This window comes from Gemmata sp. (genome assembly GCF_051859125.1).
In the GTDB taxonomy this organism is placed as follows: domain Bacteria; phylum Planctomycetota; class Planctomycetia; order Gemmatales; family Gemmataceae; genus Gemmata.
Window position 1 is genome coordinate 26,247 of record NZ_JBHYGG010000013.1, and the last position, 12,454, is coordinate 38,700.

The 12,454-nt window shown below is 69.0% G+C and carries 8 protein-coding genes; 1 reads left to right on the forward strand and 7 read right to left on the reverse strand.

Features of this window, described 5'->3' with window-relative positions; all coding sequences use genetic code 11:
* Positions 1–29: 29 nt before the first annotated feature.
* The 3 genes from ACTIGN_RS02385 to ACTIGN_RS02395 all read right to left on the reverse strand — a co-directional run bounded on the left by ACTIGN_RS02385 (position 30) and on the right by ACTIGN_RS02395 (position 6,371).
* Positions 30–2,582 carry a DUF4159 domain-containing protein gene (locus tag ACTIGN_RS02385; protein ID WP_439620960.1) on the reverse strand — a complete coding sequence of 851 codons (2,553 nt, stop codon included), beginning with the start codon at positions 2,580–2,582 and terminating at the stop codon, positions 30–32.
* Positions 2,583–2,668: 86 nt separating this feature from the next.
* Positions 2,669–5,542, reverse strand: coding sequence for a phosphoribosylformylglycinamidine synthase subunit PurL (gene purL / locus ACTIGN_RS02390; RefSeq protein ID WP_439620961.1), 2,874 nt, complete (start codon positions 5,540–5,542; stop codon positions 2,669–2,671).
* Positions 5,532–6,371, reverse strand: a complete 840-nt coding sequence (locus ACTIGN_RS02395) for a prephenate dehydrogenase (RefSeq protein WP_439620963.1) — start codon at positions 6,369–6,371, stop codon at positions 5,532–5,534. The genes purL and ACTIGN_RS02395 overlap by 11 nt, the downstream gene beginning before the upstream one ends.
* 57 nt (positions 6,372–6,428) lie before the next feature.
* Here ACTIGN_RS02395 and ACTIGN_RS02400 point away from each other — a divergent pair, with 57 nt between their 5' ends.
* Complete coding sequence (locus ACTIGN_RS02400) at positions 6,429–7,097, forward strand: 3-keto-disaccharide hydrolase (protein WP_439620964.1); 669 nt, start codon at positions 6,429–6,431, stop codon at positions 7,095–7,097.
* Here the strand turns inward: ACTIGN_RS02400 and ACTIGN_RS02405 are convergent, their stop codons facing one another.
* From ACTIGN_RS02405 to ACTIGN_RS02420, 4 genes are all read right to left on the reverse strand, one after another.
* A complete protein-coding gene (locus tag ACTIGN_RS02405) occupies positions 7,098–8,171 on the reverse strand; it encodes a M24 family metallopeptidase (RefSeq protein WP_439620966.1) in 1,074 nt (357 codons plus the stop codon). It lies immediately after the preceding gene.
* The gene (locus ACTIGN_RS02410; protein WP_439620968.1) at positions 8,165–8,899 is read right to left on the reverse strand and encodes a phytanoyl-CoA dioxygenase family protein; all 735 of its coding nucleotides are present in this window, start codon (positions 8,897–8,899) and stop codon (positions 8,165–8,167) included. Before ACTIGN_RS02410 ends, ACTIGN_RS02405 begins: the two co-directional genes overlap by 7 nt.
* A 31-nt stretch (positions 8,900–8,930) precedes the next feature.
* Positions 8,931–9,785, reverse strand: coding sequence for a formyltetrahydrofolate deformylase (gene purU, locus ACTIGN_RS02415; protein ID WP_439620969.1), 855 nt, complete (start codon positions 9,783–9,785; stop codon positions 8,931–8,933).
* A gap of 101 nt (positions 9,786–9,886) precedes the next feature.
* On the reverse strand, positions 9,887–12,394 hold the full coding sequence (locus ACTIGN_RS02420) for a DEAD/DEAH box helicase (RefSeq protein WP_439620971.1): 2,508 nt from the start codon (positions 12,392–12,394) through the stop codon (positions 9,887–9,889).
* Between the last annotated feature and the right edge of the window lie 60 nt (positions 12,395–12,454).

Here is a 12,454-nt window from a genome sequence, read left to right on the forward strand (position 1 = left end):
CACGGGGATGAACCCCGCGGCTCGATACACTACCGCTTCAGCGAGTACAGCACGACCGCCCCGGCGATCCGCAGGGCGCTCTCCTTGTCGTACCCCAGGCAGTCGGCCGACTTATGGCCCTCGATCGCACACCCCACGTCGTACTTGCTGTAGACCACCACCCAGCGGCCGTCGATCTTGATCCCCTCCAGGTGCGCCGGGTACGCCCGGAGCTCCGCCTCGCCGCCCTTGCCGTCGGGCAGTTCGCGGCGGCAGCGGAGGTGCTTCAGGTCGAGCCCGGCCTCGCGGGCGACGCGGTACAGCGGGTCCTCCTTGCCGTCGGACCCCTTCTCGGGGATCAGCTCCAGCTTCCGATCGGGGTACAGCTTCGCGCACAACTCGCGGAACGACTTGTCGAACGCCTTCCACTGCTCGAACCCGCCGCACGCCGCGTCCGCGAACAGGAGCCCGCCGGAGTTGAGGTTCGATTGGATCGCCTCGATGGCGTCCGGCTGGAACACGAGCCCGCCCTGCTCGGTCTTGAGTTTCCGGCCGTGCAGGTACATGAACTTGAAGTTGAACAACTGGTCGTCGTGGGCCGGGAGGACGACGCTGTTGAGCGCCACTTCGAGCCGGGCGTTGTCGCGGAGGTAGCCCATCAGGTTCTTCAGCGCGTCCGGGGCCGGCTCGGGGTCGCCCTCGATCTTGAGTTGCACGGCCTTGAAGTGGCTGCGGGTCACGCCGGTCTCGACGCCGCGGACGATCACCTGCTTCGACAGCTTCGGCTTGGGCAGTTCCATGCCGGTCGCGTAGGCGACGATATTGCGGATCAGGCAGAACGCCTTCTCGCCGCGGTTCGCCGGGTTCTTCGAGTCCTTCGGCATGTACTTCGATTCCTCCCAGTACCCCGCGAGCGGGACCGGGCTGAACACCGCGACCGTGCGGCACCCGCGGTTGAGCACCTCGAGCTCCGGGAAGTCGGTCGGGAGCACGCCGGGGAACATCTTGAGGATCGCGTGGTCCGGCGACATCTTCTGGAGGTTGGTCTCGAACAGCTTCTTCACGAGCTTTCGGAACGAGGCCGCGAACGCCTCGTCCCCGCAGCACGCCTCGGCGACGATGAACCCGCCCTCCTCGATGTACGTCTTGAGGATCTTCTCCTGGGCCGGGGTCAGGATGAGAGGCCCGTGCCCGTTCAGGTACAGCACCGGGGACTGGAGCAGCAGCCCGACCTCTTCGAGGATCTTCTCGTCGTTCGTTTTGCCGGCCGCGCCCTCGTTGTCGAACGCCCGGCGCCGCGCGTCGTACACCTGCCACGACAGCGGGGTGCCGTTGAACAACTCGCGGCTACAGAACTCGACGACGTGGCGGGTGTCGTTGTGCTTGCGGTTCCAGTTCGCACCGCCGGGCGGGGCCGGAAACCCGGGCTCCGATTGCTCCGCGGTGCCGCCGGTCTGGAGCGTCCCCCAGGCGAACTTGCTGACGAGGACCGGGGTGCGGCCCTTCGACAGGAACAGGAGCGAGAACGCCGTGGACAGGTGGGCCGTGGCGTCGACCTGCTTGCCGCCGGCGAACGAGCCGTCGCCGGCCCGCTGCTGGATCGCGATGAGCTTCTCGCACCCCTCCCGGTACCAGTCGTGCGAGCCGATGAACCGCTGGCCCGAGAGCCGCCCGAGCCGCTCGATCCCGTACACGTTGTAGTACATCGATTTCGGCGAATCGAACGTGAAGTTCGCGGCGACCCAGTTCATCCCCTTCACGAGCGCCGGGTTCTCGCTGTACGCCCCGCAGTTCTGGGCGACCCCGGTCCGCGGGTCGAGGCCGTGCTCGTTGGAGTCGAGGCCCATGCGGGCGATGAGCAGCCCGCACACGCCGGCGACGGTCATGCTGATGCTCGGCGTGTCGGCGGCCCGGCCGCCGGCGTCGCGGGCGTTGTAGTACGGCCACGCGCCGGTCGTCGGCGTCACGGGGATCTGGCTGCTGCTGTAATACTTCTGGACCCCGGCCCACACGCTCTCGTGCAACTTCGCCCCGGCCTGCTTCGCGGCGTACAGCCCGAGGAGCGCGTACTGCGTGTTCGAGTTGTCGGCGATCTGGTTCTGGGGGTAGCTCCACCCGTTCAGTTCACCCGCGACGCGGCCGTCGGCGTCCGGCTTCCAGCCCAGCCCGCTCCGCACCAGCCAGTCGGCGTTCTTCTGGACGAGCGGGCGGTCCTTCGGGTCGCGGACCTCGGCGAACACGAGGTTGCACAGGGCGACCACGTAGGTCTTCTTCGGGGTCTCGGTGAGCTTCCGGAGGTAGTCGATGGCCCGCTTCACCGCAGGGTCGTCCGGCGGCACGCCGCAGTTCAGCAGCGCCAGCGTGACGAGGGCCGTGCTGCCGCCCTCCATGTCGGCCAGGAAGCCGATGACGAGCCCCTCCCAGTTCCCCTGGGGGTTCTGCTGGCTCTTGAGGTAGCGGACGCCCGAGTCGATCGACTTGCGGACCTTGTCGACCAGTTCCTCTTCGGCCTTCGGTGGGGCGGCGGCCGCGGCGGTCGCCGGGAGCCCGGCGACGAGACCGAGGCACGCGGCGAACCCGACGGGGAGCAGCAAGCGGGACATATCGGGAACTCCGGTGACCGGCGGGGCGAGCCCCCGCCAGCTCCATTATTCGCTCGCCGCGCGCGAAAATATAGCCCGTGGCCGAATCACCACCGCAGCGGCTTCTGCCACGCCTCCTTCAGGTCGGCGAGCTTCGTCCACACGAGCCACTCGCCGCCGGCCCCGGCGATCCGCAGCCGCGGCTCCACGACGGTCGTACCGATCTTGGCGAGCGGGAGGCCGGCGAAGCACGCCTCGAACTCAGCGGCGCGTTCGGGCTTCACTTCGACGAGGAAGCGGGTGCAGGACTCGCTGAACAGCTTCACCTCGTCGGGGAGCGAGCCGGGGAGGTTGGTGACGTCCGCACCGATGTTGCCGGCGAAGGCCATCTCGGCGACCGCGACGGCGAGGCCCCCCTCGCTCAGGTCGTGGCACGCCCGCACGAAGCCGCCGGTGATCGCTGCGTGGACCGCGGCGAACACCTTCGGGGCGACCGCGAGATCGACCTTCGGCACCTCACCGCCCGCCCGGCCGGTGACGCGGTGCAGGTGCGAGCCGGACATCTCGTCCTTCGTCGCGCCGACGAGGTACAGTGCGTTGCCGGGCTCCTTCAGGTCCATCGTCACGCACTTGCGGACGTCGGGGACGCGGCCGAGCGCCGAGACGAGGAGCGTGTCGGGAATGTTGATGCGCTCGCCGGTCTTCCCGGCGTAGGTGTTGTTCAGGCTGTCCTTGCCGCTGATGAACGGGGTGCCGAACGCGAGCGCCACGTCGCGGCACGCCTCGGCGGTTCGCACGAGCGCCCCGAGTACGGCCGGGTCGTTGACGTTCCCCCAACAGAAGTTGTCGAGGATCGCGGTGCGCTTCGGGTCCGCCCCGACCGCGACGACGTTCCGCACCGCCTCGTCGATCGCGGCCGCACCCATCCAGTACGGGTCGTCGTACAGCGGGTTGATGCCGCACCCCACCGCGGCGCCGGTCCACGAGCCGAGAACGGGCATGATGACCGCAGCGTCCGACGGGCCGTCGTTCTTTACGCCCACGAGCGGCTTCACGACGCTCCCGCCCTGGACCTCGTGGTCGTACTGCCGGATCACCCACTCCTTGGAGGCCACGCTCGGCGTGCCGAGGATTTTCAGCAACACGTCCAGGGGAGCGGTGTCGCCCCCGCCCACGGACCCCGGTCCGTGGGCGTGCGGTGCCCACTCCGCGCTCCGCACCTGGTTCGGGCGGCCGTCGTGGAGGAAGTGCATGTCGAGGTCGGCGACGACGTGCTCGCCGTAGGTCAGCTTCAGGCGGCCCGTCGGGTCGAACGTGCCGAGCGCGACGGCTTCCACGTCTTCGGACTCGCACAGCGCCTGCAACTCGGGCCACTTGTCGGTCGGCACCGACAGCACCATCCGCTCCTGCGACTCGCTGATCCAGATCTCGGTGTAGCTGAGCCCCTCGTACTTGAGCGGGGCGGTGGCGAGGTCGAGGGTCGCGCCGAGGTCGGCCCCCATCTCGCCGACGGCCGAGCTGAACCCGCCGGCCCCGCAGTCGGTGATCGCGGTGAACAGGCCGCGGTCGCGGGCCTGCAGGATCACGTCCTGCACCTTCTTCTCGGTGATCGCGTTGCCGATCTGCACGGCCCCGCCGCTCACCGTCTCCGACTCGTGCGTGAGTTCGAGGCTGGAGAACGTCGCGCCGTGGATGCCGTCGCGGCCCGTGCGGCCGCCGACCGCGACGATCAGGTCGCCCGGCATCACCTGCTTGAACGCCTTATCGGCCGGGATGATGCCGACGGTGCCGCAGAACACGAGCGGGTTGGCGAGGTAGCGCTCGTCGAACAGGATCGCGCCGTTCACCGTGGGGATGCCCATGCGGTTGCCGTAGTCGCGGACCCCGGCGACGACGCCGTGCATCACGCGCCGCGGGTGCAGCACGCCCTGCGGGAGTTGCTCGGGCGGGAAGTCCGGCGGGGCGAAGCAGAACACGTCGGTGTTGCACACCGGCTTCGCGGCGAGCCCGGTGCCGAGCAGGTCGCGAACGACCCCGCCGAGGCCGGTGTTCGCGCCGCCGTAGGGCTCGATCGCCGAAGGGTGGTTGTGCGTCTCGACCTTGAAGCACAGGTGGTTCTGGTCGTCGAACTTCACGATGCCGGCGTTGTCGGCGAACACGCTGACGCACCAGTCGTCGGCCCCGAGCCGCTGCCGGATCTCCTGCGTCGCCGCGAACACCGTCTCCTTGAGCAGGTTCTTGTACGTCCGCGTCTCGCCCGTCGATTTGTCGTGCAGGGTGATGGTGCCCTTGAGCGTCTTGTGCGAGCAGTGCTCGGACCACGTCTGCGCGACCGACTCGAGCTCGCAGTCGGTCGGCTCGCGGCCGAGGTCGCGGAAGTGGGCCTGGACCGCCCTCATCTCGTCGAGCGTGAGCGCGAGCATCCCGTCCTTGCTCAGCTTCACCAGCGAAGCGTCGTCGAGCGTCGAGATCGGCACGGTGGCGAGCTTGAACTGGTACGCGGTGCCGAAGCCGAGGTGGTCGGCCCTCACGGGGCCGGCGACGACCCGCTCGATGGCGTCGTTGGCGAGCACGCGGCGGAACAACGTGTCGCGGTCCTGCGACGGGATGTCGTGCTGGCCGAAGTACCGGCGGAACGTGCGGACCGCGGTGACCGGCAGGCCGAGCATGGTCGCCGAATCGAGGACGGTCTGCGCGACCGGGTCCATCACCCCGGGCTTGAGGAGCACGGTGTACGACTGCTCGCCGCGGGTGCCGGCGGGGGCCGCGGTGCCGGTCTCGACGAGCGGGTCGATGAGCACGTCGCGGGTGAACTGCTCGACCTGCTCGGTGGTCAGGTCGCCCTCGAGCAGGAACCCGCGGGCCGCCGCCGCGACGAGGTCGCCGCCGCGCTGGGCGTGGGTGAGCAGGTCGAACTCGTCGCACACCCGCTCGCGTTCCGCGTCGCGCCCGAGCGGCCGGATCTCGACTTCAAAGAGCATCGCGCACCTGCTTTGCCTCGGCCAGCCACCGCACGAGACCGGCCCCGTCGCCGGCCTCGAGGAGTCGCTGGAACTCGAGCATGTGTTGAGTGAAGACGCGGAGGGCGGACAGCACCGGGTCGCGGTTCGCCTGGAAGATCGCGGCCCACAGGGCGGGGTCGCCGCCGGCGATCCGGGTCACGTCGCGGAACCCGCCGGCCGACAGCGGCAGGTAATCGACGGGCGTGGACGCGGCGACGCCTGACGCGACGGCGTGGGGCAGGTGACTCGTTGAGGCGAGCACGCTGTCGTGCTCCTCGGGCGACATGCGCACCACCCGCGCCCCGAGTGCTTTCCAGAACGCTTCGACGCGGACCAGGGCCTCGGAGTCCGTGCCGAGTGTCGTCGGTGTAATGATCGTCACGCGGTGCTGGAACAGGTCGGCACGGGCGTGCTCGACGCCGGCCTTTTCGGCCCCCGCGATCGGGTGCGCCGGGACGTAGGGGTACCGGTCCGGCAACTTCCCCGCGAGCCCGCAGAGGATGTTTTGCTTGGTGCTCCCGGCGTCGGTGAAGATCGTCCCCGGGCGGACGTGCGGGGCCGCGGCGAGGATCATGCCGGCGATGCGGTCCACCGGGGTGCAAACGACGACGAGGTCCGCGTCCCGCACGCCCGCGGCGAGGTCGGTCGAGAAGGCGTCGATCGCCCCGAGTTCGACGGCCCGTGCGAGGGTCTTCGGGTCGCGGCCGACACCGACGACCCGTGACGCAACTCCGCGGGCGCGCGACGCGAGCCCGACCGACCCGCCGATCAACCCGACCCCGACAACCGTGACCTGCTCGAATGGCATGCGGGGATTATAACGATCCCACGTCGTTCTTCGACCTGCACCCCACCGAGAACCGCCATGCGGGCGAGCCTCCTCTCCGTTGCGATCGGAACCGCCCTCGCGGCCGCGCTCCCCGCCGCCGATGCGGAGTTCGTGCCGCTGTTCGACGGCAACTCGCTCGACGGGTGGGGGTACATCGTGAAGCCCGACAAGGACGGCAACAGGGCCGACCCGAAGTTGACGTGGTCGGTCACGGACGGGTACATCCGCTGTACCGGCAAGCCGAACGGGTGCATGGTCACTTCGAAGGACTACGGCGACTACGCCCTCAAACTGAAGTGGCGGTTCCCGGCCGAGGGGAAGGGCGGGAACACCGGCGTGCTGCTCCACGTTCAGGACGAGAAGTACTGGCCGACGTCGATCGAGGCGCAACTCCTCACCGGCCGCGCCGGCGACTTCCTCCTCAACCTTCCGCCGGACACGAAGCTCGAAGTCGAGAAGTCGCGGCACGACCCGAAGCTCGAGCGGCGCTACCTCCGCATCGAGCCGAAGGAGCCCGTCGAGAAGCCGCTCGGCGAGTGGAACGCGTGCGAGATCACCTGCACGGGCGGCGACATCGTGTTCGTCGTGAACGGCGTAAATGTGAACGAGGGAAAGAACTGCAGCTTCACAAAGGGCCGCATCGCCCTCCAGTCCGAGGGCGCGGAAGTTCACTTCAAGGACATTGCGATCAAGAAGCTGAAGTGACTATACCAGCGCGATCGTGTGGTTGCTCAGCCGCTCGAAGCCGGCGGCGGTGATGAGGTAGTTGTGCTCGATGCGGATGCCGACGTCTCCGACGTTCAGACCCGGTTCGAGCGTGACAACGTCTCCTTCGCCGAGGGTTTCCGTCGAGTGCCGCACGATGAACGGTGCTTCGGGGTGCATCGCCCCGAGGCCGTGGCCCACGTGCGAGACCATCGCATCCGGGAGGCCGGCCGCCGCGAACACCCCGCACACCGCGTCGTACACCGTCTGGCACTTGGTCCCGGGTTTCAGCTCGCGTTCACCACTCTTTAGCGATTCGACGCACAAAGCGAACAGCTGCGATTGCTCGGCGCTCGGCGCGCCACCGACCAAGAGGGTCGTCGTGAAGTCGCTGCGGTACCCCTGCACAATCACCGAGAAGTCGAGGATGAACGTCTCGCTGTTCTTGAGCACGCGAGTGGTGGGCGGGCCGACCCGACGCCCGCCGGTACTCGCGACGAAGTCGCCGTAGACAATGGCCCAATGCCCGAGGTCGCGGTGGCACGCGGCGCTCACCCCGGCGTAGAGGTCGAGTTCCGTTATCCCCTCGCGGATGTTCGCACGCGCCCAGGTGTGCCCGGCTTCGGTCGCCCGCATGCACGTCTTCAGGAGCGCGATTTCGTCGGGGCCTTTGCGCCGCCGCAGGTCGGTCGCGATCTCGAACAGCCGCGGCGCCAGCGCGTCGGCGAGTGCGTCATGAACCCGGCTCCCGTGCGCTTCCAGTGCCGACCGCAGGAGCAGTTGCCGCACGCCGCGGCCGGGCTCCTGGCCGGTGTACCACATCACCGGCGTGCGCTCGTCGGCGTGCGCGAGCCGCACCGAGTCGGGGAGCCGCGCGTCGTGGTAAAGGTGCGCGTGACCCTCGGGCCGCAGCACCAGGAACCCGCCGAAGTCGGCCGCGAGGCTGAACGGATCGACGTAAAAGTTCGCGAAGTACCGCAGGTTCACCGGGTCGGCGAACACGAGCGGGTGCGTGGGCTTCACCTGGTCCAGAAGCCGTTGCCGGCGCTGCCGGCACCCTTCGGCGGTCAACATGTGGTGTCTCCGATCGCGTGAAACGCGTGCCACTCGTACCCGTCGGGAAGGGCAGGGGACGGCGCGCACTCCAGGTGGACGATGCGGCGGTGCCGGTTCGCGCCCGGCGCGCTGTGGCCGCTGGAGTGCGTGAGGAGCGGTCGCATCAGCAGCACGTCGCCGGCCTGGCAGCACACCGTCACGGGGTCGCGGGGGTCGTCGCGACCCATCTCGTAACGGACGTGCGAGCCGGGGATGACACGGAGCGCGCCGTTGTCGGCGGTCGCGTCGTCGAGGTGGATTCGGGCGGTGAGCATCACGCGGATCACTTCCGGGGACGCCAGGACGTGCGGCACGCCGGCCTTCGTGGTCGGTTTCGTCAACACGGTTCCGCCGCGGTGCTCGGCGACTGCGATGCTGTAGTCCTTGTGCCACGGCAGCGCCCAGGTGTGGCCCGGCGGCTTGTCGAAGAACAGCCCCCGCACCACGCCCGCACCCGGACCGAGCACGTCGATCAGCGGCTCGCGGAGAGAAGGCACCCGCACCAGCGAGACGACGCTCGGCCACATCTGGAGCAGGTTCCGCGCGCCGTAGGCCGGGCCGTCGTTCGCGAGGATCGCCGGGTCGGCCGCGTTCGCGGCGCTCACCGCGTTCCACTCGGCCAGCGCGCCGGCGACCGCGGCGGGGGACACCACCCCGGGCAACAGTGCGAACCCGTCGGCTTCGAGTTGTTCCCGCCACGTGCCCACGCGGACCCTCCGGCGATCCTCCCACGGCCGCTCAGTCGAACACCACGGTCTTGCGGTCGTAGACGAGGATGCGGTGGTCGATGTGCCACCGCACGGCCCGCGACAGCACCACCTTCTCCAGGTCGCGGCCCTTCTCCAGCAGGTCTTCGAGCCCGTCGCGGTGCGAGATGCGGACCACGTCCTGCTCGATGATCGGCCCCTCGTCGAGGTCCTCGGTGGCGTAGTGGCTCGTCGCGCCGATGAGCTTCACGCCCCGCTCGAACGCCCGGTGGTACGGCTTCGCGCCCATGAACGCCGGGAGGAACGAGTGGTGGACGTTGATGACCCGCTGCGGGTACCGGGCCACGAACTCCTTCGAGAGGACCTGCATGTACCGGGCCATCACGACGAGGTCGATCTTCTCGGCCGCGAGCAGGTCGAGCTGAGCCCGCTCGGCCGCCTCCTTCCCGGCGGCGGTCACCGGGATGTGGTGGAACGGGACGTCGTAGAACGTGCCCCACTTCTCGGCGTCCGGGTGGTTGGCCACGATCAGTGGAATGTCGCACTCCAGCTCGCCGGTCTTGTGGCGGTAGAGCAGGTCCATCAGGCAGTGGTCGTACTTGGAGACGAACAGCGCGACGCGGATCGGCTGGTCGGACCGCTCCAGCCGCCACCGCATCTCGAACCGGTCGGCGAGCGGCGCGAACCGCCGGGGGAACTCCGCGAGGTCGAGCGCGAACCCGTCGAGCGACCACTCGACGCGCATCAGGAACAGGCTCCGCTCCGCGTCCTGGTGCTGGTCCGCGTGGAGGATGTTCGCGTCGTGCTTGTACAGGAACTCCGCGACCGTGGCGACGATGCCCTTGCGGTCCGGACAGGTGATGAGCAAGACGGCGGAGTTCTTCATCGGAATAACGTGCAGTGGACAGTGGAAAGTGGGCAGTCAGCAGTTTAGGACGCGGGCCGCGGCACTGCCGCTCTTTCCGCTGTTCACTGCCCGGGACCCACTCACTCAACGAGTCCCGCCCCGAAGGCGTCTTCCTCGTCGGACGTCAGGCCGGCCGGCGACGCGGGCTGCTCGGGAACGGTCGCCGTCACCGCTTTCGCGTGCTCCTCCCCCTCGACCACGTCCGCCGCGTGCGCCTTCTTGATCGCCTCCTCGGTGCTGGTCGGGTCCACGGTGCGGCAGATGTCGGTGAGCTTGTCGGCGATCTCCTTCAGGTCGGCCTTCCACACGGCGTCCTCGACGCCCGGCGGTGTGAGTTGCTCGAACTCCTCGGTGAGCAGGATCAACCGCAGCAGGTGCCGGAAGATCAGCCCCTCCTGCTTGGTGAGGTCCTTGGTGGTGACGAACGTGTTGAAGTTGCCGTAGTTCAGCACCTCGCCGGCGGCCCACACCGCGGTCGTGTTGAAGTCGGACACCTCGGGGTACTGCGCGTCGAACAGCATCCGGGCCTTCTCGGCCAGCAGCGGCGGCCGCTCGTCCCACGGGACGTACTCTTCCTCCTCTTCCTCCTCGCCGGGCACGGCGGGCGGCTTCGCGGTGATGAGCCCGCGGTTGACGAGGTCCGGGTCGAGCTTCTCGGTCTGGAGCGGGCCGGGGCTGAGGTCCCACGGCACGCGAACGAACTTCAGCAGCGGCCGCGGGAGTTCGAGCACGCTCTCGAGGAGCTGGAGCCGCTCCTCGCGGCTCGCGGTCGCCATGAGGTCGACGAGGTACGCGCCGTACAGCGGGTGGCACGCCCGAAACACGAGGAGCTTGTCGAGCGCGTCCGTGGGCGTGGCGGTGAGGGGAACGTACTCCGGGCGCACCGGTGCAGCGGGGGGCGTGAGCCCCCCGAGGTTCGGCACCAGCGACGCATTCGTGGTGCTTGCGCCCCCCGCTCGCCCGGGTGTGGCGTCAAAGAAGAGCCCCTTTGTCGGGGTCGCCGCTGCCGGCGGCGGCGCAGGAGCGGCCGACTCGCGGGGGCCGCTCGCCGCGGGCACCGTCTCCTCGGGCGGGGGCGGGTCGAGGACGACGAACCCCTTGTTGTGGAGCGTCGTGAGCATCCGGTTGAGTTGCTTCAGCCCGGCCTCGATCCGCGGCTGGTCGAGGAGCCGCTTGCGGACCACGCTGCGGATCTTCTCGACGTCGGGCGAGACCTTGAGCAGGTACGCGAGCAGCCGCCACGGGAGCGGCCCCTTGCTGTAGAGCCGGGCCGGGGCCGCGTTCTGGAGCCGCTCGAAGTCGGTCTCGGTCCAGTACTTCTTCTGCGAGTTCCGCGCCGGCTTCTTCTTCAGGAGGGCCTTCTTCGCTTTGAGCAGCCCCGGGTCCTTCGTGTTCTCGGGGATCTGGTCGTACTGCTGCTTCCAGCGGTTGATGCGGACGTCGTCCTCGTGCGGGTACGCGAAGACGAACCCTTCCGTGTCGAACTGCGGGCGGCCGGCGCGGCCGAAGATCTGGTGCGCCGAACTCGGGTCGATCAGCTTCTCCTTGCCGAACGGCCCCTTCACGAGACTGGTGACCACCACCGAGCGGGCCGGGAGGTTGATCCCCGCCGCGAGCGTCTCGGTGCAGAGCGCGACCGAGAGCAGCTTCTTCTCGAACAGTTCCTCGACCACGCGGCGGTACTTCGGCAGCAGCCCCGCGTGGTGGACCCCGACCCCGCGGCGGAGCATCTGCTTGAGCTTCGGCCCGACGCCCATCGGCCACTCGAGCAGGTCGCACTCCTTGTTGAGCGCCGCCTTCTGGGCCGGGCTCATCAGGTCGAGCCCCTTGAGCTGCTCGGCGACGCTCCAGCACTCGTCGCGGTTGAACGCGAAGACCAGCGCCGGGGTCTTGCGGGTCGCGTCGTCCCCCTTGGCGATGTCCACGAGGAGCTCGTTGAGGAACTGGTCGGGCACCCAGCGGTACGTCAGCGGGATCTTCCGCTCGCGGCCCTCGACGAGTTCGAGCTTCCGCCCGTGGACGCGGTCGAGCCAACTGATGAACTCGACCGAGTTGCCGACGGTCGCCGACAGCAGCAGCAGCCGGACGTGCTTCGGGAGCATGTTCAGCGACAGCTCCCAGACGATGCCGCGCTCGGGGTCGGCGAAGCTGTGGAACTCGTCCATCACGACCGCGGAGACGTGCGAGAAGTCGTAGCCGTCGGCGTGGAGCAGCCGGTTCAGCAGGATCTCGGCGACGACGATGAGCACGCGGGCGTTCGGGTTCACCTTGCGGTTCCCGGTCACGAGCCCCACGTCCTCGGCCCGGAACCCCCACCGCACGGCCTGGACCTGCATCTCGGCGAACTTCTGCTCGGTCAGCGCGATCAGCGGCGTGGTGTAGTACGCGACCGTGTTCGTGTGCAGCGCCTCGTACAGCGCCGCATGGGCGATGAGCGTCTTCCCGGTGCCGGTCGGCGCGCACACGAGCACCCCCTGCTCGGCGGTGAACCACGCGAGCAGGGCCTCCTCCTGCACCGGGTACGGCGGGTACGGGAGCTGGTCGAGGTACTTCGACGCGAGTTCGGAGCGCTGGTCGGCCGGGGTCATGGCGGGGCCTCGGGTGAGTGGTCAATCTACCACATCACGTCGCGTCCGGGTCGGGCGGTC